At 62.2% G+C, this 18,745-nt stretch carries 21 protein-coding genes; 11 read left to right on the forward strand and 10 right to left on the reverse strand.

The features are described 5' to 3' along the window. Positions 1 to 117: 117 nt before the first annotated feature. Positions 118 to 1,056, forward strand: a complete 939-nt coding sequence (rsmI, locus tag AB4Y85_RS04025; RefSeq protein ID WP_441983557.1) for a 16S rRNA (cytidine(1402)-2'-O)-methyltransferase — start codon at positions 118 to 120, stop codon at positions 1,054 to 1,056. Beyond that, positions 1,053 to 1,430, forward strand: coding sequence for a YraN family protein (locus AB4Y85_RS04030; RefSeq protein ID WP_441983558.1), 378 nt, complete (start codon positions 1,053 to 1,055; stop codon positions 1,428 to 1,430). The genes rsmI and AB4Y85_RS04030 overlap by 4 nt, the downstream gene beginning before the upstream one ends. Positions 1,431 to 1,613: 183 nt before the next feature. On the opposite strand, the gene AB4Y85_RS04035 is transcribed toward AB4Y85_RS04030, so the two are convergent. Beyond that, positions 1,614 to 2,486, reverse strand: a complete 873-nt coding sequence (locus tag AB4Y85_RS04035) for a LysR family transcriptional regulator (protein ID WP_441983559.1) — start codon at positions 2,484 to 2,486, stop codon at positions 1,614 to 1,616. Positions 2,487 to 2,589: 103 nt separating this feature from the next. Between AB4Y85_RS04035 and AB4Y85_RS04040 the strand changes: the two genes are divergently transcribed. Then, on the forward strand, positions 2,590 to 2,799 hold the full coding sequence (locus AB4Y85_RS04040) for a DUF1127 domain-containing protein (protein WP_441983560.1): 210 nt from the start codon (positions 2,590 to 2,592) through the stop codon (positions 2,797 to 2,799). Here AB4Y85_RS04040 and AB4Y85_RS04045 read toward each other — a convergent pair. Next, complete coding sequence (locus AB4Y85_RS04045; RefSeq protein ID WP_441983561.1) at positions 2,796 to 3,677, reverse strand: lipid kinase; 882 nt, start codon at positions 3,675 to 3,677, stop codon at positions 2,796 to 2,798. The two genes, AB4Y85_RS04040 and AB4Y85_RS04045, sit on opposite strands and share 4 nt — an antisense overlap. A 165-nt stretch (positions 3,678 to 3,842) precedes the next feature. Here AB4Y85_RS04045 and gshB point away from each other — a divergent pair, with 165 nt between their 5' ends. Beyond that, positions 3,843 to 4,787, forward strand: coding sequence for a glutathione synthase (gene gshB, locus AB4Y85_RS04050; protein ID WP_441983562.1), 945 nt, complete (start codon positions 3,843 to 3,845; stop codon positions 4,785 to 4,787). Positions 4,788 to 4,805: 18 nt separating this feature from the next. Here gshB and AB4Y85_RS04055 read toward each other — a convergent pair whose 3' ends face one another. Further along, entirely contained in the window at positions 4,806 to 5,435 is a 630-nt protein-coding gene (locus tag AB4Y85_RS04055) for a LysE family translocator (RefSeq protein WP_441983563.1), read from the reverse strand. A gap of 58 nt (positions 5,436 to 5,493) precedes the next feature. Next, the gene (gene hemW, locus AB4Y85_RS04060) at positions 5,494 to 6,654 is read right to left on the reverse strand and encodes a radical SAM family heme chaperone HemW (RefSeq protein ID WP_441983709.1); all 1,161 of its coding nucleotides are present in this window, start codon (positions 6,652 to 6,654) and stop codon (positions 5,494 to 5,496) included. Between the two features lie 221 nt (positions 6,655 to 6,875). Here hemW and AB4Y85_RS04065 point away from each other — a divergent pair, with 221 nt between their 5' ends. Further along, positions 6,876 to 7,547 (forward strand): TetR/AcrR family transcriptional regulator, encoded by a 672-nt coding sequence (locus AB4Y85_RS04065; protein ID WP_441983564.1) that lies wholly within the window; start codon positions 6,876 to 6,878, stop codon positions 7,545 to 7,547. A 120-nt stretch (positions 7,548 to 7,667) separates the two neighbouring features. Continuing rightward, a complete protein-coding gene (locus AB4Y85_RS04070; RefSeq protein ID WP_441983565.1) occupies positions 7,668 to 8,144 on the forward strand; it encodes a DUF2852 domain-containing protein in 477 nt (158 codons plus the stop codon). A 155-nt stretch (positions 8,145 to 8,299) separates the two neighbouring features. Here the strand turns inward: AB4Y85_RS04070 and rdgB are convergent, their stop codons facing one another. Beyond that, positions 8,300 to 8,941, reverse strand: a complete 642-nt coding sequence (gene rdgB / locus AB4Y85_RS04075; protein ID WP_441983566.1) for an RdgB/HAM1 family non-canonical purine NTP pyrophosphatase — start codon at positions 8,939 to 8,941, stop codon at positions 8,300 to 8,302. Next, positions 8,938 to 9,651 carry a ribonuclease PH gene (gene rph / locus AB4Y85_RS04080; protein ID WP_441983567.1) on the reverse strand — a complete coding sequence of 238 codons (714 nt, stop codon included), beginning with the start codon at positions 9,649 to 9,651 and terminating at the stop codon, positions 8,938 to 8,940. The genes rdgB and rph overlap by 4 nt, the downstream gene beginning before the upstream one ends. Positions 9,652 to 9,799: 148 nt before the next feature. Between rph and hrcA the strand changes: the two genes are divergently transcribed. The 4 genes from hrcA (at position 9,800) to AB4Y85_RS04100 (ending at position 15,039) form a co-directional block, all read left to right on the forward strand. Beyond that, entirely contained in the window at positions 9,800 to 10,891 is a 1,092-nt protein-coding gene (gene hrcA, locus AB4Y85_RS04085; RefSeq protein ID WP_441983568.1) for a heat-inducible transcriptional repressor HrcA, read from the forward strand. Between the two features lie 133 nt (positions 10,892 to 11,024). Continuing rightward, entirely contained in the window at positions 11,025 to 11,441 is a 417-nt protein-coding gene (locus AB4Y85_RS04090) for a hypothetical protein (protein ID WP_441983569.1), read from the forward strand. A 304-nt stretch (positions 11,442 to 11,745) separates the two neighbouring features. Continuing rightward, positions 11,746 to 13,551, forward strand: a complete 1,806-nt coding sequence (gene lepA / locus AB4Y85_RS04095; protein ID WP_441983570.1) for a translation elongation factor 4 — start codon at positions 11,746 to 11,748, stop codon at positions 13,549 to 13,551. 252 nt (positions 13,552 to 13,803) lie between these two features. After that, on the forward strand, positions 13,804 to 15,039 hold the full coding sequence (locus AB4Y85_RS04100) for an MFS transporter (RefSeq protein WP_441983571.1): 1,236 nt from the start codon (positions 13,804 to 13,806) through the stop codon (positions 15,037 to 15,039). Here the strand turns inward: AB4Y85_RS04100 and arsC are convergent. Further along, on the reverse strand, positions 15,036 to 15,461 hold the full coding sequence (gene arsC, locus AB4Y85_RS04105; protein ID WP_441983572.1) for an arsenate reductase (glutaredoxin): 426 nt from the start codon (positions 15,459 to 15,461) through the stop codon (positions 15,036 to 15,038). The two genes, AB4Y85_RS04100 and arsC, sit on opposite strands and share 4 nt — an antisense overlap. A 76-nt stretch (positions 15,462 to 15,537) precedes the next feature. Further along, positions 15,538 to 16,170 carry a hypothetical protein gene (locus AB4Y85_RS04110; RefSeq protein ID WP_441983573.1) on the reverse strand — a complete coding sequence of 211 codons (633 nt, stop codon included), beginning with the start codon at positions 16,168 to 16,170 and terminating at the stop codon, positions 15,538 to 15,540. Between the two features lie 182 nt (positions 16,171 to 16,352). Here AB4Y85_RS04110 and AB4Y85_RS04115 point away from each other — a divergent pair, with 182 nt between their 5' ends. Further along, positions 16,353 to 17,174, forward strand: coding sequence for a lytic murein transglycosylase (locus AB4Y85_RS04115; RefSeq protein ID WP_441983574.1), 822 nt, complete (start codon positions 16,353 to 16,355; stop codon positions 17,172 to 17,174). Positions 17,175 to 17,231: 57 nt separating this feature from the next. Here AB4Y85_RS04115 and AB4Y85_RS04120 read toward each other — a convergent pair whose 3' ends face one another. Further along, positions 17,232 to 18,320: a TRAP transporter substrate-binding protein gene (locus tag AB4Y85_RS04120; protein ID WP_441983575.1), complete on the reverse strand. Its 1,089-nt coding sequence runs from the start codon at positions 18,318 to 18,320 to the stop codon at positions 17,232 to 17,234. Positions 18,321 to 18,527: 207 nt separating this feature from the next. Further along, positions 18,528 to 18,701 carry a DUF1328 domain-containing protein gene (locus tag AB4Y85_RS04125; RefSeq protein WP_441983576.1) on the reverse strand — a complete coding sequence of 58 codons (174 nt, stop codon included), beginning with the start codon at positions 18,699 to 18,701 and terminating at the stop codon, positions 18,528 to 18,530. Positions 18,702 to 18,745 lie beyond the last annotated feature (44 nt).

Consider the following 18,745-nt stretch of genomic DNA (forward strand, 5'->3'; position numbering starts at 1 on the left):
GAGTTTGGGCAGGATGACGAAGAGACTGGCAGGAAAAAGTAAATATTGTTTCCAAGTTTCAAAAGCCTCACGCCCCGGCTTTCGCGACGGCGGGCCTTTATGCGAGAGTGACCGGTAATGACGCAGAGAATCGACAACCGGACCCGGCGGCGCGATGCCACCGAGAAAACCGCCACCTTCACCGCCTTCGGCCTCGCCGCCGAGGCCAAGCCGCTTTCGCCCGGCCTCTATGTGGTCGCGACGCCCATCGGCAACCTGCAGGACGTGTCGTTCCGCGCGCTGAGCGTGCTCGCCGCGTCCGATGCGGTGCTGGCCGAGGATACGCGGGTCACGAAAACCCTGCTCGCCCATTACGGCATCACCACGCCGCTTGTGGCTTATCACGAGCATTCCAACGACGCGGTACGCGAGCGCATGGTCCACCGCATCCGCGAGGGGCAGGCGCTTGCGCTGGTGTCCGATGCAGGCACGCCGCTCGTTTCCGACCCCGGTTACAAGCTCGTGCAGGCGGCTATCGAGGAAGGATTGCCGGTCACACCCATTCCAGGCCCCTCCGCCATACTCACCGCGCTTGTCGTATCGGGACTTCCGACGGATCGCTTCTTCTTCGAAGGTTTTCTGCCCTCGAAAAGCGGTGCGCGGCGCACGCGACTTCAAGAGATCGGCACGATCCCCGGCACGCTGATGCTGTTCGAAGGCCCGCATCGCCTGCCTGAGATGCTCGCAGATGCAGCCGATGTGCTGGGCGAGCGGCAGGCCGTGGTGGCTCGCGAACTCACCAAGATGTTCGAAACCATCCGGCGCGGCACACTGCCGGAACTGGCGGCGCAATTCGCGGAGGAAGGCCCGCCGAAAGGCGAGATCGTGGTGCTGATCGGCGAAGCGACGAAGGCCATGCATGCGGCGGAAGCCGATGCCGCGCTCGACGGCAAGCTCGAAGCCGCATTGAAGAACCACTCGATCAAGGATGCGGCGGCGATCGTCGCGGCCGAAGTCGATCTCCCCAAGCGCGAGGTCTATGCCCGCGCGCTGGTGCTCGCCAAGAAGGATTCATGACCAGAGCGCTTGAACGCCGCCGCGCCACGTTCCTGCGCGGTCACAGGGCCGAGACCATCGCGCTCCTATATCTTCTCATGAAGGGCTATTGGCCCGTCGCGCGCCGCTATTCCGCAGCCGGCGGCGAGATCGACCTCATCATGCGGCGCGGCGACACCATCGCGTTCATCGAGGTGAAGGCGCGCGGAACGATGGACGATGCGCTCATCGCCATCACCGCCACCAAGCGTCAGCGGTTTTCACGCGCGGTAAGGAGTTGGCTGTCACGCCATTCATGGGTCGAAGGCAAAACATGGCGCGCGGACGCGGTGTTTATCGCACCGAGGAAATGGCCGAAGCATATCATGTCGGCGTTTGAGTTGGAGATGCCTTGAGGCATCTCCCTGTAATCCTTTCCACCACACGAACCTCATCCTGAGGAGCCGCTGCAAGCGGCGTCTCGAAGGAGCGTCCAGTGGTCTCTGGAGCCTTCTTCGAGACAGCGCTACGCGCTTCCTGAGGATGAGGGCGGAGAGATAAGAATCGTATTGGTATGTGCGGCGGAGACTGAATAGGGCCTAAGCCGCCAATTTCCGCTGATCCCTCACCGACAATCGGATAGTGCGCGCGAGTTCCTGCACGATATGATCGCCGCCGTTTTTCGGCAGGTACAGGTTCACCATGAAGGGCGGCAGCGGCGGCAGGCCACTGTCGGAGGCGAGCACTTCGAGCCCGCCCGGCACGGTGGAGGCCATCGCGGCCATGACTGCGATGTCCGCGGCAACCGTCGCGACCTGCGCCGATGTGTTTGTTGCATCGAACACCGAGCGCCACTCGATGCTGGCCTTTTGCAATGCCTCGCGGATCGGCAAGCGGAACGAGCAGTCCGAGCAGCCGATGGAAACAGGCAAGGGGCGTTGCCACGCCGCCTCACCGCCCCTCGCGCCGACCCAAACGAGACGGTCCATGACAAGGTTCTCGCCGTCCGTATCGCAGGCCAGCTCCGTCCCGAGCACCACATCCACCTTGCCTGCGGAGAGCTTCGCCTTGAGTTCGGCGGTCGACCCGCTGTCGAGGGTGATGCGTACGCGCGGATAGCTGCGCGCGAAGTCCTTCAGGAACGTCGGCAGATAGGTGGTGATGATATCGCTCGGGATGCCGAGGCGTACCTCGCCCTCGAATTCCGGCGTGGTCATCTCGGTCCAAATTTCGTCGTTCATCGCCAGCATGCGCTTGGCGCGCCCGAACAGGCGCTCGCCCGCCTTGGTCAGGGCCATACCTTTCCGGTCGCGGATGATGAGCTCCTCTCCCAGGCCTTCCTCCAGCCGCTTGATCTGCTGACTGACGGCGGCCTGGGTCAGGTTGAGGATGCCGGTGGCGGCGGTCATGCCGCCCGCATCCACCACGGCGACGAAGGCTCTCAGCAGGCTGACATCGAGATTGCGGGCCATGGGTCACCTCAATAAGCGATCCTTATTTTCAATATAATGAACATTCGTTTCACTTATGCAAGTGGGAGGATCATATTCTTCTTCACACAGGAAGGAGATCGTCATGACCAGCTTCACCAACACCTTCGAATGGACCGTCGAGCAGACCAGCCAGAAGCAAGGGCTGATCCGGGGTCTTGTCGCTGCCATCGTGAAAGAAATTCACCTGCGCCGCGCACTACGGGATGTCGGCGCGCTCGATGACGCAGCCCTGATCGATATGGGCATCAGCCGCGGCGGCATCGAAGACGCCGTGCGACATGGCCGGTGTTAAGATTTGTCGGGCGGCGCAAACACCGTCACGGCTGAGGGCCTGATCGAGAAATGGGCCGGAGTTTGGGTGACGATCTCGCCATCCGCATTGATCGGCCTCGGCCTGCGGGTGCGGATGTCGAATTCCTTCGCCCGCACGGCGCGGACTTCTCGCCAGGCACCGTGCCGTCCGTGGCGGAATGAGCGCGCCATGAGCGCCAGCTTCCAGGCGCGTTTCAATTCGAGACTGTAGAGATCGAGATGTTCGTCGTCGATGGCCGCATCCTGCTCGACCGCATTGCCGCCGCCATAGAAGCGCCCATTGCCTATCGCGATTTGAAGTGTCCGCACGCGCACGTTTTCCGTTTCGCTGCGGATCGTGGCGCGGAAAGGCCTTGCCTGCGCCAGCACCTTCAACGCCACCATCGCATAGCCCAGGCGGCCATACCGGCGCTTGATGTCCCGTGTCAGCTGCTGCGCCAGTTCGGCGGAAAGGCCGACGCTTGCCACGTTGAAGAAAGGCTCTCCGTTGACGATGCCGAGATCGATCTGGCGCATGAGCCCGTCAGCGATGACTTGGGCCGCGCCATCGAGGTCGAAGGGAATTCCGAGCGTGCGCGCCAGATCGTTGGCCGTGCCCAGGGGCAGAATTCCGAGCGGCAGGCCGGACTCGATCACGCCGAAGGCCGCCGCGTTCAGGGTACCGTCGCCGCCGCCGACGATGGCGCAATCCACATCCTTGGCATTCTTGACGATGAGGGGCGACAGATCCTCCCGACGGTCGCATTCGAGATGGACAGGCTCGATTCCATGGGCTTCGAGGCGTTCCATGGCCATCTCGCGCTGGGCGGCGCCGCTTCGGCTCTTGGCATTGACGATAAGGAGGGCGCGGCGTGACATGGCCTATCACATGGAAAAGCTTGCGAGGATCTGCAAGGGGGTGGGACGCCGCAAGCGCGGCCATGTGATAACCTCAGGAGGGCCATTTCGTTCACTCGGCCCACAAGAAGAGTTGCCATCCGGGATTTTCAGGCCAATAACCCTGCTTCCCACGGAGACCGATCCATGACCCTCACCGTTGCGATCCAGATGGATCACATCCGCAGCCTCAAGATCGCGGGCGATACCGGCTTTGCGCTGCTGCTCGAAGCCCAGCGGCGAGGGCATAACATTCTTCATTATACACCCGACCGCCTGAGCCTTCACGACGGCAAGGTGATTGCGATGGCGGAGACCATCGAGGCGCGGGACGTGGAAGGCGATCACTACACGTTGGGCGAACCGCGGCGCGTCGATCTCTCGACTGTCGATGTCGTGCTCATGCGCCAGGACCCGCCCTTCGATCTGGCCTACATCACCGCCACGCATTTCCTGGAGCGCATCCATCCGAAGACCCTCGTGGTCAACGATCCCGCGCATGTGCGCAATGCTCCAGAAAAGATCTTCGTCACGCATTTCCCGCATCTCATGCCGCCGACGCTGATCTCGCGCGACAAGCAGGAGATCGAGGAGTTCCGCCGCGAGCATGGCGATGTGGTGATGAAGCCGCTCTACGGCCATGGCGGCGCAAGCGTGTTCAAGGTCGGCCGCGAGGACCCGAATTTCGGCTCGCTCTATGACCTCTTCTCCAACCTGTTCCGCGAACCCTGGGTGATCCAGCGCTTCCTGCCGAAGATCACGGAAGGCGACAAGCGCATCATCCTCATCGACGGCGAAGCGGCCGGCGCGGTCAACCGCGTTCCCGCAGCGAACGACATCCGCTCCAACATGGTGCGCGGCGGCGCTGCGAAGCCAACGGATCTTTCGCCGCGCGAACGCGAAATCTGCGAAACCATCGGCCCCGATCTCAAGCGCATGGGCCTCATCCTCGTCGGCATCGACGTGATCGACGGCAACCTTACGGAAATCAACGTCACCGCGCCGACAGGCATCCGCGCCATCAAGCGCCTCGGCGGGCCGGACCTCGCGGTGGATGTGTGGGATGTGATCGAGTCAAAGATCCGCCGCTGACGGCGACGGATTTTATCGTCAAACCGGCCGGCGAGCGAAGGCGAGCACTGCCCCAAGCCCGCACATGACGAGGCCCGAGGTTTCGCAGATGCGGCGGATGATCTTCGGCCTGCGCGCGAAACCATCACGGGCGCGAGCCGCCATGAAGGCGACAACCACATCAACAAGGGTGTTCAAGGTCACCGACACGAGGCCCAGCACGGCGAACTGAAGCGCGACGTTTCCTTGAGCCGGGCTGACGAATTGCGGAATGAACGCGAGGAAGAAGGCAGCGGTTTTCGGGTTCAAGGCCTCGACCAGAACGCCCTCGCGGAAAGCCTTCCATGCGCCGGTGGTGGCGACGTTCGTGGGCGCATCCACCTTCGCATCCCGAATGGTCTTGAAGCCGAGCCAAACCAGATAGACGGCGCCTGCGAGTTTCAGAAGCGTGAACGCCTCGGCGCTTGCCATGACGAGAGCGGAAACGCCAAGCGCACCGGCAACGATATGGACGCAGCCGCCGAGACCAGTGCCGAAGCTCGAGGCCACGCCTTCAGAATAGCCACCGGCCAATGTGCGAGCCGCCACATAGAAAATGCCCGGCCCCGGCGTGATCGCAATGAGCAGAGCGGCGGCGACGAACAACAAAAAGCTGCTGAGTTCGAACATCAATTCTGTCCTCTGAAGGTGTTCTCAATCTTGAATCGGCGTGTTGTGATGTCGAGCATCACGCCGCCAGCTCCGCAATCACCGCATTGAGCACGGGCGAACCCTTCGGCGTCACGGCGACGCGCGTGCCGTCGATACGGATCAGGCCCTCTTCCTGCAAAATACGCACACGCCGCTCATTCAGCGGCTTTCCGGTAAACGCCTCGAAGCGACGCGCATCGATGCCCTCCTTCAGGCGAAGGCCCATGAGCAGGAATTCGTCGCCCTCGGCTTCCGAGGTCAGCACTTCCTCGTCGATGACACCGTGGCCCTCGCGCTCGACGAGTTCGAGCCATGTCTCGGGGTGCTTTTCCGTCGCGGTGGCGAGACGCGCATTGCCGGTGACGAGGCGTCCATGCGCGCCGGGACCGATACCGGCATATTCGCCGTAGCGCCAGTAAAGCAGGTTGTGCTGCGATTCCGCTCCAGGCCGTGCATGGTTCGAAATCTCGTAGGCCGGCAGACCGTGCTTCTCGCAGGTTTCCTGCGTGATGTCGTAGAGCGCGCGGCCCGTCTCCTCGTCCGGCACTTTGATCTTGCCCGCATCGTAGAGACGCTGGAACCAGGTTCCCGGTTCGATGGTGAGCTGATAGAGCGAGAGATGCTCCACCGCATGGCCGATCGCCCGCTCCAGCTCCGTGCCCCATTCCTGCGGCGTCTGATCGGGACGGGCATAGATGAGATCGAAGGAATAGCGCTCGAAGATGGAAGCCGCGATCTTCACCGCAGCTAGCGCCTCATCAACGGAATGCATGCGGCCCAAGCGCTTCAGATCGGCATCGTTGAGCGCCTGAACGCCGAGCGACACCCGGTTGATCCCGGCATGACGATAGCCGCGAAAGCGCTCCGCCTCGACGCTGGTCGGGTTGGCCTCCAGCGTGACTTCGGCGTTCGGGTCCATGCTCCAGGCGCCACCGATGGCATCGAGGATCGCGCCCACCGTTTCCGGCTTCATGAGAGAGGGCGTGCCGCCGCCGAAAAAGATGCTGGTGACCGTGCGCCCCGGAATGCGCGCCGCCGTATGGGTGATCTCGCGCCTGAAGGCCGCGAGGAACCGCTCCTGATCCACCGGCTGGTGGCGGACATGGCTGTTGAAGTCGCAATAGGGGCACTTGGAGGCGCAGAAGGGCCAATGGACGTAAACGCCAAAGCCCACATCGCGCGTCGGATGATCGATCATGAGGCGTATATGGCAGGTCTTCACGCGAAGGTCACGGGCGGCTTTGTCGCGTGAAGTGCCGAAGTGTCGTTCCCTTGAGGGCGCGCAGCGGATGACAGTGCGGTACTCAAATGATTAGTGAACCTCTTCTTGAGGCAGTTGTTCACCCTGAGGCGCCTTTAAACCCTAGCTTAGCCGGGCACGGCGGCTTAAGGTTTAGGGGCAGATACGAAGGACCCATCATGCGGCATTGGCGCGGCCCGTTCGACCGGCAGGGCTACCACCACGGCAATCTGAAGGAAGCGCTGATCGAGGCGGCGCAGCGCTTCATTGCCGAGCGGGGTATCGGCGGGTTCACCCTGGCCGATGCGGCCAAGCTCGTGGGCGTGACACCTGCTGCCCTCTACCGCCATTTCCGGGGCCGCGATGCCTTGGTGGCCGAGGTGGCTTTCAGAGGCTACGACGAACTGGCAAAGCGGCTTGGCCGCGCCCTTCAGAGCGAGGGAACGTCGCTGGAGCGCTTCACCCGCATGGGCGAGGCTTATCTGGCCTTTGCCGAACAGGAGCCCGGTTTCTACGCCGCCATGTTCTCCGCCAAGCCAACCGAGAGCGAGGAATGCGGACCCTTCTGGGGCAAGGGGCAGGACAAGGAAGGCGGGAAAACGCCGGGCACCGCTTTCGATTACCTTGTGAAAGCCCTGGATGAAACCTTTCCGCAGGGCTTCGAGAATGTCGATGCCCGCTTCATTGCCATCGAGGTCTGGGCGCTGTCCCACGGCATTGCCATGCTCGATGCAGCTGGCCAGCTGCCCAAGGGCCATAGCCTGCCGGACAAATATGAGCTCCTGCGGGCCGGTGTCCTCGCCCTGGTTCATGGTGCGCTCAAGGGCAGGTCCGGCCAAGCTGCTGGATAATGCGCCAAGGCACGTTCCGGCTGCTTCTCTGCCATCCCTTAAAAATAAACGGCAAATCTCTTGAAAGCGCCGAGCCCACCACGCATGTTAATGTTGTTAGCATTAACATGGGACCTGCCAATGTCAGATTCTGCCTCCACCGCCTGGAATTCAGGCCCTCAAGCCGGGCCCTGGAATACCGGTGCCCAACGCCGCTGCGGGCGTCCGCCCCGGCGCGCGCTGGAGATCGTCGGAATTATCCTGGGCTTCATTTGGTTCTGGCCGCTCGCGCTGGCCTATGTGGTATGGAAAATGTGCGGATACCCCAAGAAAGACGAGGCGAGAGCCTATTTCCGTGACACCTTCAACCGTGTCGCCGACGACATCTTCTCAGCACGCCGCTCAGGCAATGGCTTCGCCTATGGCAGCACCGGCAATGCAGCCTTCGACGATTATCGCCGCAGCGAGATCGAGCGTCTTGAGGAAGAGCGTCGCAAGCTCGACCAGGAAGCGCGCGACTTCCGTGAGTTCGTGGAAGAGCTGAAGCGCGCCAAGGACCGCGAGGAATTCGATGCCTACATGGCCAAGCGCCGGGGCAACGGCCCGACCGCTGCTTAAAGCCTAAGCTATGGGAAGCGCCCTCCGGGGCGCTTCTTTTTTGCCCCTTCTCGCCGTCATGGCCGGGCTCGTCCCGGCCATCCCGATCCGAAAAGCGATACGCATCAATCAATCGGGATCACCGACACAAGGCCGGTGATGACGTGCTGCGGTTGTTACGCGCGCGTCAAACACCCCGCCGCCAGCTTCACGAAGGCGCGGGCGCGGTGGGAGAGGCCTTCCGGCTCCGGCTTCGACCAGTCGATGCCATGCTTCTCGTCCGAGGACAGCTCACCGAAGGTTTCGGCAAAACCATCGGGCTTGAACATGGGATCGTAGCCGAAGCCCTTTTCCCCACGCGGCGGCCAGACCACCTCGCCGAAAACGCGGCCTTCGAACAATTCCTCATGTCCGTCGGGCCAGGCAATCACAAGCGCAGACACGAAATGCGCCCGCTTGACGGTAGCCTCACGCTTTTCCAGCTCGCGATGAACCCGCTCCATGGCGGCGTAAAAATCCTTGTTCAGGCCGGACCAATCCGCCGTGAACAATCCAGGTGCGCCGTCGAGCGCATCGACGCAGAGACCGGAATCGTCGGAGAAGGCCGGCAGGCCCGTGGCTTTCGCGGCGGCATGGGCCTTGATGGCAGCATTCTCCGCGAACATATGGCCGGTCTCAGCGGGCACGGCTAAGCCAAGCTCGCCCGCGGAGACGGCCTCGATGCCGAAGGGTGCCAGCAGTTCCCGCATTTCACGCAGCTTGCCCGCGTTATGGGTCGCGATGACGACTTTGCCCGTAAGAGGACGGCGCGTGCTCATGCCACGGCCTTCTTCTGAAGATCGACGAGCTGAGTCACGCCGGCCTTGGCGAGTTTCAGAAGGCTCAGGAATTCTTCCTCCGAGAAAGGCTTTCCTTCCGCCGTACCCTGCACTTCCACAATGCCGCCGGAGCCGGTGATGACGAAATTGGCGTCTGTCTCAGCGGCGGAATCCTCCGCGTAATCGAGGTCGAGCACCGGGGCGCCCTGGTAGATTCCGCAGGAGATGGCGGCCACGGGCTCACGCAGCGGATTGATGGAGATGATGGAGCGCTTCTGCATCCAGGTGAAGCATTCGTGCAAGGCCACCCAGGCGCCGGTGATGGAAGCGGTGCGGGTGCCGCCGTCCGCCTGGATGACGTCGCAATCGAGCACGATCTGCCGCTCACCGATGGCGGGCAGGTTCACGACGGCGCGAAGCGAGCGGCCGATGAGGCGCTGGATTTCCTGCGTGCGGCCCGAAGGCTTGCCGGAATTGACCTCGCGCCGGGTGCGCTCATGGGTGGCGCGGGGCAGCATGGAATATTCCGCCGTCACCCAGCCCTTGCCGGTGCCGCGCAGCCACGGCGGGCCTTTTTCCTCCAGGGAGGCCGTGCAAAGCACCCGGGTATTGCCGAAGGAAACGAGGCAGGAGCCCTCCGCATAGCGCGCGACGCCTCGCTCCAGGGTGACAGGGCGCAGTTCGTCGGGGGCGCGGTTGGAAGGACGCATGGCCGGATTCTCCTCAAAAATTCGATACTGGAAGCCTCTTAGAGGCGCCTTAACGCTTTAGGCAAGCGGCAGTCTTGCCTAAAGCGTCTCTGGCCCGCACATAATGCTGACTTGCATGGTGGAATTGTGAGAGCGTAAAAACCATCCTATGCACGCAACCGGCCCCTTCTCGAACCTGTCCGATGCCCGCGCCATCGCGGAGCTGAACGACCGTTCCCGCGAAATTTTTCGGCAGATCGTCGAGAGCTATCTCATCACGGGCGAGCCCGTGGGCTCGCGCCATCTCTCGCGCCTCTTGCCCATGGCGCTCTCCCCCGCCTCGATCCGCAACGTGATGTCGGATCTGGAGGCGGCGGGCCTGATCTTCTCGCCCCATACCAGTGCGGGCCGCCTGCCCACGGAATCGGGCCTGCGCTTCTTCGTCGATGCGATGATGGAGATCGGCGACGTCACCTTCGACGAGCGGGCGCGGATCGAGGCCCAGATGAAGGCCGCCGCCTCGGGCCATACGCTCGAGACGGCGCTGGCAGAAGCCTCCACGCTCCTCTCCGGCGTATCGCGCGGCGCGGGCGTGGTGGTGACGTCCAAATCCAATGCGCGTCTCAAGCATATCGAGTTCGTGCGGCTCGACCCCGCCCGCGCCCTCGTGGTGCTCGTCTCCGAGGACGGATCGGTGGAGAACCGCCTGCTCGATCTTCCGGCGGGCCTTCCCGCGGGCGCGCTGGTGGAAGCCGGGAACTTCCTCAATGCGCGCATCCAGGGCAAGACCATCGGCGACATCAAGCGCGAGATCGAGACCCGGCGCGGAGACATGGAGCGCGAGCTCGACGTGCTCACCGCCAAGCTCGTAGAGGCAGGCCTCGCCACGACCGTCGGGCCTGTGGGCGCGCGTCAGCTCATCGTGCGTGGGCAGGCCAATCTGCTCGACGATCTAAAGGCGGTGGAGGATCTCGACCGCATCCGCCTGCTCTTTTCCGATCTCGAAACGCAGACCGATGTCATCGACCTGCTCAGCCGCGCGGAAGGCGGCGAAGGCGTGCGTATCTTCATCGGGTCGGAGAACAAGCTGTTCTCCATGTCCGGCTCCTCGATGATCGCGGCCCCTTTCCGCGACGGCAGCCAGAAGATCGTGGGCGTTCTTGGCGTGATCGGGCCGACGCGGCTCAACTATGCGCGCATCGTTCCGATGGTGGATTACACGGCCAAGGTGATCTCGCGCATTCTCGAACAGGGGCGCTAGGCTGCCAACGTCTCCGAGGAGGATTTTGACACAGTCTCAACATGTTGCCGTGAGATAAAAGACCTCTTGTAGCTATCCGCGTAAACTTCTGGCTCATGACTAGACAATGTTCCTGTCTACCGAGGAGGCTTCCGTGAAGACACTCACTATTCTCGCCGGTACTGGTTTCATGATGCTCGGCACAATTGGCCTCGCACAGGCTCAATTCAGCGGCACTCCGAACTCTCCCTTCCCCTACGCTGCCCCCAACGAAGTTCAGATCATCAACGGCATGCCCTGCCGTACCATTCTCGAATCCGGGACCAATCAGCGCATTCCCATTCAATGCGCTACCCCGTCCGGCCTGGTCGGCGTTTCCGGCCCTATCGGGATGGAGCCTATGGCGACAGGCAGCGTTCGCGTAGCCCCTGGAGTTCCCCTCTCAGGCACTCCGGACTCTCCCTTCCCGTATGCCACTCCCAATGAGGTCAGGATGATCAACGGCGTTCCATGCCGCACGGTTCTCGTTCCTGAGACTGGCCAGCGCGTCCCCGTGGAATGCCTGCGCTGACCCTGGATGGCTTTAGTGACAAGCGCGGAAAGCCAGTTCTGCACTTGTCACGCTTACGGACGGATATCGTCACGCCACCTCCACCGAGCACACGCTAACCCGACGGCATTTCCCGCATTACAGCGAATAAATCGCTCTCCCGCATAGGCCTGCCCAACGGGCACACCCTCACGCCATGAGGCTACTAGCCTCCTCTCAGCGAAGGCGATGAGGGGCCTACAAGTTGAAACGCTGCACCGGCCTCCCTTGGCTTTGGGGGCCACCCCTGCTATTGCGGCCTGAACATTCTTATATTTGCAGAATTATGACCGCTCGCACCTTCGACAACATCCGCAACTTCTCCATCGTGGCCCATATCGATCACGGGAAGTCGACGCTCGCCGACCGCCTGATCCAGACCACGGGGGCGCTGACTGCCCGTGAGATGACGGAGCAGGTGCTCGACAACATGGATATCGAGCGCGAGCGCGGCATCACCATCAAGGCGCAGACCGTGCGCCTGGAATACACGGCTCAGGACGGCAAGACCTATATCCTGAACCTCATGGATACCCCCGGCCACGTGGACTTCGCCTACGAAGTCTCGCGCTCGTTGGCTGCCTGCGAGGGCTCGCTCCTGGTGGTGGACGCCTCCCAGGGCGTGGAAGCCCAGACGCTCGCCAACGTCTACCAGGCCATCGACGCCAACCACGAGATCGTGCCCGTCCTCAACAAGATCGACCTGCCCGCCGCCGATCCGGACCGGATCAAGGAGCAGATCGAGGAGGTGATCGGCATCGACGCGTCCGAGGCTGTGCCGGTTTCCGCCAAGAGCGGCCTCAACATCGAGGGCGTGCTGGAGGCCATCGTCAACAAGCTGCCGCCGCCGAAGGGCGACCCGGACGCGCCCCTGAAAGCCCTCCTCGTCGATTCCTGGTACGACGCCTATCTCGGCGTGGTCGTGCTGGTGCGCATCATCGACGGCACCATGAAGAAGGGCCAGACCATCAAGATGATGGGCACGAACGCGTCGTACTCGCTTGATCGCGTCGGCGTGTTCAACCCGAAGATGACTGAGATGTCCGTGCTCGGCCCGGGCGAGGTCGGCTTCTTCACCGCCTCGATCAAGGAAGTGGCGGATACCCGCGTCGGCGACACCATCACCGACGACCGCAAGCCGACGGCACAAGCGCTTCCGGGCTTCAAGCCCGTGCAGCCGGTGGTGTTCTGCGGCCTCTTCCCAGTTGACGCCGCCGAGTTCGAGAACCTGCGCGGCGCCATGGGCAAGCTGCGCCTGAACGATGCCAGCTTCTCCTATGAGATGGAGACCTCGGCGGCGCTCGGCTTCGGCTTCCGCTGCGGCTTCCTGGGCCTCCTGCATCTCGAGATCATCCAGGAGCGCCTGGAGCGCGAGTTCAATCTCGACCTCATCTCCACCGCGCCTTCCGTGGTTTATCACCTGAAGCTGCGCGACGGCTCGACCATTGAGCTGCATAACCCGGCCGACATGCCGGACGTGATGAAGATCGAGACCATCGAGGAGCCGTGGATCCGCGCCACGATCCTCACCCCTGACGATTATCTCGGCTCCGTCCTCAAGCTGTGCCAGGATAGGCGCGGCGTGCAGATCGACCTGAACTATGTCGGCAAGCGCGCCATGGTCGTCTACGACCTGCCGCTCAACGAGGTAGTGTTCGATTTCTACGACCGCCTGAAGTCAATCTCGAAGGGCTACGCTTCCTTCGACTACCACATCTCCGATTACCGCGAGGGCGACCTCGTGAAGATGTCGGTTCTGGTCAATGCGGAGCCGGTGGATGCGCTCTCCATGCTGGTCCACCGCGACCGGGCCGAGAGCCGCGGCCGCGCCATGTGCGAGAAGCTGAAAGAGCTGATCCCGCCGCACATGTTCCAGATCCCGGTTCAAGCCGCCATCGGCGGCAAGATCATCGCCCGCGAAACCATCCGCGCGCTGCGCAAGGATGTGACCGCCAAGTGCTACGGCGGCGACGCCTCCCGCAAGCGCAAGCTGCTCGACAAGCAGAAGGAAGGTAAGAAGCGCATGCGCCAGTTCGGCAAGGTCGACATCCCGCAGGAAGCCTTCATCGCCGCACTGAAGATGGATACCTGAGGCGGACAGACCTTTATTTCCAAAGCCCGGCTTGGCAGCAAGCCGGGCTTTTTATTTGCCGTTTTATTTGCCGAATGAAACTTTGGAACCCTGCCCTTCTGGTTCGTGTTCACTCCACGCACAGGGTCTGTCCCCGATCCCAGTCCTCTCGGCACGGCGCCTTTCCAGTGCCGGGCTTTGGCATGCCCATGCGGTGTGGGTTGGCGGATCGGGCTATCATGACATGGACCGATCTCGTCTTCAGGAGAACCTATGCCTGTTTCCATGCGCTCCGTTTTGCCGACCCTGGCGGCCCTGCTTCTCGGCTATGCCCTCATTCAGATCGGCAATACGTTGCAAGGTACATTGCTCAGCATTCGCGGCAATATGGAGCAATTTTCTCCCACGCAGATCGGAGCCGTCGGATCGGCATTCTGGGCAGGCATCGTCATCGGCTCGCTTTGGGCGGGGCGTGTGATCATGCAGGTCGGGCATACACGCACTTTCGCTGCCCTGGCAGCGATCTCGGCGAGCGCAGCGCTTTTACATATTCTCATCATCAGCCCCGCTGTGTGGATCGCAGCCCGCGCATTGACGGGCTTTTGTTTCGCGGGTCTCTTCATCGTGGTGGAGAGTTGGCTCAATGCCTCGGTCACCGCTCAGACACGTGGGCAAGTCCTCAGCGTCTACGGCATGACGGGTCTCATCGCAGGCATCGGCGGACAAATGCTTTTGCCCACGGGCGATCCCGCCAGCTTCCAGCTCTTTTGCTTCGTCGCCATTCTCATCTGCATCTCGCTGGTGCCGACAGCGCTCTCACGCGCGGTCGCTCCTCCTCACGCCGTGAGCGATACCAGGATCAACATCATGCAGCTCTACCGCCAATCGCCATTCGGCGTGGTGGCGGCGGTACTCTGCGGCATTACCACAAGTTCGTTCTTCGCGCTCGGCCCCCTCTGGGCGCAGGAGCGCGGTCTGAGCACGGCGGAAATCGCGATCTTCATGGCCTGCGGAACCTTGGGCGGCTTTCTCACCACATGGCCGCTCGGCTGGCTCTCGGACCGCATGGACCGGCGCCACGTGATTATCGGCGCCTCCGGAATGGCCGCGGCCATTCTTCTGGTGATCATCAATTTCGTGCCGCTGACGGTGCCGGCGTGGCTGCTCTTCGTATATGTGGCGATCTTCGGCGGCAGCGTGATCCCCACTTACAGCATCGTCACCGCGCACGTGAACGACATGGTGCGCCCCGGTGAGTTCGTAGCGGCGGCAGGAGGCCTTCTGATCCTGCAAGGTGTAGGCTCGGTGATCGGACCAGTGATCGCCGGCTTCGCGATGACGGAATTCGGACGTCTCGGGCTGCTCTACGTTTTCATTCTCGCGCAGGCGCTCATGGCGATCTGGGGCGCTTATCGCAGTCTCCAGCGCGCCGCGCCTCCGACCGAGGAGAAGGAGAACTTCGTGGTCGAGCCGACGATCCCCGTCGGCACGCGGTTGGAGGGAACCTAAGCTGTCGCGGCACGGCGACCGGATGCATCGACGACCAACTCGCCGTCCTCCTTGCGGAACTCCCCCTGCTGCGGCGGCAGGATGTCGATCACGTTTTCCGACGGGCGGCAGAGCCGCACCCCGAGTGGTGTGACGACGATGGGCCGGTTGATGAGGACAGGATGCTCCATCATGGCATCGAGCAGATCATCGTCGCTCAAGGACGGATCGCCGAGCCCAAGCTCATGATATGGCGTCCCCTTCTCACGGATCACATCGCGAGCACTCAAACCCAAGCGCGCGATGAGTTGGCGCAGCAGCATGCGGGTCGGCGGCGTTTTCAGATATTCGATCACGTGCGGCTCGATGCCGGCATTGCGAATGAGGCCGAGAGCGTTGCGTGAGGTGCCGCATTGCGGATTGTGGTAGATGACCACGTCCATGGTTTGCTCCGTTCTCCACTGCATGGGTCATGGCATAGCGGAGCAGCGGCGAGGGTTGCAATCTCTCAAGAGCCGCTTACGCCGCGCAGGCGGGGCCGCGCTGTACCTTGAGGCTCGTCAGCATCGCCTTCATCAACGCCTCATAGCGTGACTTCTCCGTGACATTGGTCAGGGAGAGTTCGAGCACCCAATCGCTGGATAGAGGCACGATCAGCGTTTCGACGGTCATACCTTGCGGGCCCGAGGGCAGGTGATGATCGACCCAGGTCGCTGACCAGCGCGTTGCACCCGTAGAGAGCGACGCGAGCGAAACGGATTGAGCCGGACGTCCGAGAAGGCTTTCGTAGTCCTGCTGCAGCAAAGCGGCATCGCGGCTGACGAGATCGGGCTGCGGCAGGCCACGCAGTTCATGAGTGGAGCGCAGGCTGACCTCCAGCTCCGCATCGGAAAACACGGCCTTCAGGCGAGTATCCAATCCGCCTGTCTGCGAGCGCCATTCCTGCGGCAGCGACAGCGCGAAACAGGATTCCGGGGCGGCAGGCCCCACCACGCGGGTTTGCCCCATGCGGGCATCGAAACGCACCTGCACGCTCTCCTGAAGAGGGTCCGAGCTGTTGGGGGAAGCGTTGGCGGCTAGCGCCATCGGCGATAGGCCCAGCAGCACCGCGAGGGTCGCCGAACACGAGCGCATGGTCAGAGCGTAGATCATGACATTCCCCAAGGCGAGCAATAAGGCCTTGCTATGGCAACGCTCGAATCCTCCGGTGAGTTTCGTTCCTTAAGGCTTTGTTCCTTGAGATTCACTGCAAGGCTCGGCCTTGAGTTGCCGAGCGTCGGCCCTACCTCGAACAGCAGAATAACCAATTCAGGAGAGAACACATGAAGGCCGTGATGCGCGCTTCATTCATTGCAGCCCTCCTGCTCGCCGCAGGGTCCGCTTCGGCAGCCACATGCCGCGATCCGGCTGGTTTCGAGAAGTGGCTTGGCGACATCGAGCAGGAAGCGATTGCGCAGGGCATCTCACAACGCGCTGTGCAGCAGGGCTTGGCGGGCGTCACCTTCGACCAGAGCGTGATCCGGCGCGATCGCGGCCAGGGCGTGTTCAAGCAGAGCTTCGAGCAATTCGCCGGGCGCATGGTCTCGCCCGGCCGTCTCAAGGGCGGCGCTAACATGCTCAAGCGCCACGCGGCAACTCTCGCGCGCATCGAACAGCGCTACGGCGTGCCGGGCCCGGTACTCGTCGCCATATGGGGATTGGAGACCGATTTCGGTGCCGTGAAGGGCAACCTTCCCGTCATCCGCTCGGTCGCGACACTGGCTTACGATTGCCGCCGCACGGAGTTTTTCCAGGCGCATCTCTTCGACGCCCTGCGCATCGTCGACCATGGCGACCTGACGCCGGCAGAGATGCGCGGCGCATGGGCCGGCGAGATGGGGCAGACCCAGTTCATGCCTTCAAATTACGTGAAATACGCAATCGACTTCGACGGCGACGGACGCGCGGACCTGCTCCACAGCCCGGCCGACGTGTTGGCCTCCACGGCGAACTTCCTGAAGGGACATGGCTGGGTGCGAGGCGGCGGCTGGGAGCCGGGCTCGCCGAACTTCGAGGCCATCCGCGGCTGGAACAAGTCGCAGGTCTATTCGCGCACGATCGCCTTCTACGCCACCAAGCTTGCCGGCGGCGACACATCAGCTTTCGCAAGCCAGTAGGCACCATGAAAAAGGGCGGCTCCAAGGCCGCCCTTTCATTGCATTCCACGAACCCGATCAGCCGCGCGCGCGGGCACGGATCATGAAGGTATCGTAGGCGTATTCGGCCACTTGGAACCAGAGATATTCCTCGTTCCTGAACGCCTTGTAGCTGTCGTAGATCTTCTTGAAATCGGGGTTCTTGGCCGAAATCTCATCATAGATCTCGTTGGCGGCCTTGTAGGCGGCCTCCATGATTTCCTGCGAGAACGGACGCAGTTGCGCGCCATTGCCGATCAGGTTGCGCAGGCCCTGCGGATTCTTGGCGTCGTACTTGGCCTGTGTGTCCACGTTCACGTAACCGGCGGCAGCCTGAACGGCGGCTTGATAAGACTTCGGCAGCTCGTTCCACTTCTGCAGGTTGATGAAGAAGTGGATGGCCGGCCCGCCCTCCCAGAAGCCCGGATAGTAGTAATACGGCGCGACCTTGTTGAGCCCGAGCTTGTCATCGTCGTAAGGCGCAACCCACTCGGCGGCATCGATGGTGCCGCGCTCGAGCGACGGGTAGAGATCGCCGCCCGCAATCTGCTGCGGCACCACACCGAGCTTGCCCATGATCTGGCCGGCAAGACCGGCGATGCGCATCTTCAAGCCCTGGAGATCCTGAACGGTCTTGATCTCTTTCCGGAACCAGCCGCCCATCTGCGCGCCGGTATTGCCGGCGGGCAGCGCATAGAGGTTGTGCTTGGTATAGAACTCGTTGAGCAGATCGTTGCCGTTGCCATGATAGAGCCAGGCATTGGTCTGGCGCGAGTTGAGGCCGAAGGGCAGGTTGGTGCCGATGGCGAAGGTCGGGTCTTTGCCGACATAGTAGTATGAGCAGGTGTGCCCCATCTCCACCGTGCCGCCCGCAATCGCATCGGCTGCCTGCGGCGTGCCGACGATCTCGCCCGGAGCGAAAGGCTGGATGATAAACTTGCCGTCGGTTGCCTCGGACACGAGCTTGGACAGCGTCTCACCGCCGCCATAGAGGGTATCCAGGGATTTCGGGAAGGCCGAGGTCAGGCGCCAGCGGATCTCAGGTGCGGATTGCGCGATGGCAGGCTTCGCAATGGTTCCCGCAACCGCGCCAATGGAGGCGGCCTGGAGGAATGCACGGCGTTTCATGGGCGTCTCTTTCTTGTTCTGAAATTTTAAAGCGCGCTCGTGACAGAAAGTTTCAAGAACGCGCGATAAAACGCAAAAGGTGAGACGCCTCTCATAATGGGCTTTGTAAAAGGAGGGAGGCCCGTCGGAGCATTGATTGCATGCGTCAGGCGCATGATTGGCGCTCGTGGCGGACTCCCCTTGGACAAACCCGCAGCAATCCAATCCTTACAGGAACAGCTCGCCAGCACCCCAGGCCAGGAGCACGAGAAGGATGAAGCCGATTAGGAAGATGCCGAAGAGGACTTTCGCGATCGTCTTGGCACCCGAGGCGACGCCGGTGAAGCCGAGAGCACCTGCCACAAGGGAGACGACGAGAAAGATCAGAGCCCATTTCAACATTGTTCAAGCCTCATCGAATGGTTGAGCTTGAAGCATAAGCACTG

The organism is Microvirga sp. 2YAF29 (assembly GCF_052114605.1).
Lineage (GTDB): Bacteria > Pseudomonadota > Alphaproteobacteria > Rhizobiales > Beijerinckiaceae > Microvirga.

Excerpts from the sequence above, each read along its gene's own strand:
- rsmI (WP_441983557.1), top strand. The coding sequence starts at position 118 with ATGACGCAGAGAATCGACAACCGGACCCGGCGGCGCGATGCCACCGAG.
- AB4Y85_RS04030 (WP_441983558.1), top strand. The coding sequence starts at position 1,053 with ATGACCAGAGCGCTTGAACGCCGCCGCGCCACGTTCCTGCGCGGTCAC.
- AB4Y85_RS04035 (WP_441983559.1), bottom strand. The coding sequence starts at position 2,486 with ATGGCCCGCAATCTCGATGTCAGCCTGCTGAGAGCCTTCGTCGCCGTG.
- AB4Y85_RS04040 (WP_441983560.1), top strand. The coding sequence starts at position 2,590 with ATGACCAGCTTCACCAACACCTTCGAATGGACCGTCGAGCAGACCAGC.
- AB4Y85_RS04045 (WP_441983561.1), bottom strand. The coding sequence starts at position 3,677 with ATGTCACGCCGCGCCCTCCTTATCGTCAATGCCAAGAGCCGAAGCGGC.
- gshB (WP_441983562.1), top strand. The coding sequence starts at position 3,843 with ATGACCCTCACCGTTGCGATCCAGATGGATCACATCCGCAGCCTCAAG.
- AB4Y85_RS04055 (WP_441983563.1), bottom strand. The coding sequence starts at position 5,435 with ATGTTCGAACTCAGCAGCTTTTTGTTGTTCGTCGCCGCCGCTCTGCTC.
- hemW (WP_441983709.1), bottom strand. The coding sequence starts at position 6,654 with ATGATCGATCATCCGACGCGCGATGTGGGCTTTGGCGTTTACGTCCAT.
- AB4Y85_RS04065 (WP_441983564.1), top strand. The coding sequence starts at position 6,876 with ATGCGGCATTGGCGCGGCCCGTTCGACCGGCAGGGCTACCACCACGGC.
- AB4Y85_RS04070 (WP_441983565.1), top strand. The coding sequence starts at position 7,668 with ATGTCAGATTCTGCCTCCACCGCCTGGAATTCAGGCCCTCAAGCCGGG.
- rdgB (WP_441983566.1), bottom strand. The coding sequence starts at position 8,941 with ATGAGCACGCGCCGTCCTCTTACGGGCAAAGTCGTCATCGCGACCCAT.
- rph (WP_441983567.1), bottom strand. The coding sequence starts at position 9,651 with ATGCGTCCTTCCAACCGCGCCCCCGACGAACTGCGCCCTGTCACCCTG.
- hrcA (WP_441983568.1), top strand. The coding sequence starts at position 9,800 with ATGCACGCAACCGGCCCCTTCTCGAACCTGTCCGATGCCCGCGCCATC.
- lepA (WP_441983570.1), top strand. The coding sequence starts at position 11,746 with ATGACCGCTCGCACCTTCGACAACATCCGCAACTTCTCCATCGTGGCC.
- AB4Y85_RS04100 (WP_441983571.1), top strand. The coding sequence starts at position 13,804 with ATGCCTGTTTCCATGCGCTCCGTTTTGCCGACCCTGGCGGCCCTGCTT.
- arsC (WP_441983572.1), bottom strand. The coding sequence starts at position 15,461 with ATGGACGTGGTCATCTACCACAATCCGCAATGCGGCACCTCACGCAAC.
- AB4Y85_RS04110 (WP_441983573.1), bottom strand. The coding sequence starts at position 16,170 with ATGATCTACGCTCTGACCATGCGCTCGTGTTCGGCGACCCTCGCGGTG.
- AB4Y85_RS04115 (WP_441983574.1), top strand. The coding sequence starts at position 16,353 with ATGCGCGCTTCATTCATTGCAGCCCTCCTGCTCGCCGCAGGGTCCGCT.
- AB4Y85_RS04120 (WP_441983575.1), bottom strand. The coding sequence starts at position 18,320 with ATGAAACGCCGTGCATTCCTCCAGGCCGCCTCCATTGGCGCGGTTGCG.
- AB4Y85_RS04125 (WP_441983576.1), bottom strand. The coding sequence starts at position 18,701 with ATGTTGAAATGGGCTCTGATCTTTCTCGTCGTCTCCCTTGTGGCAGGT.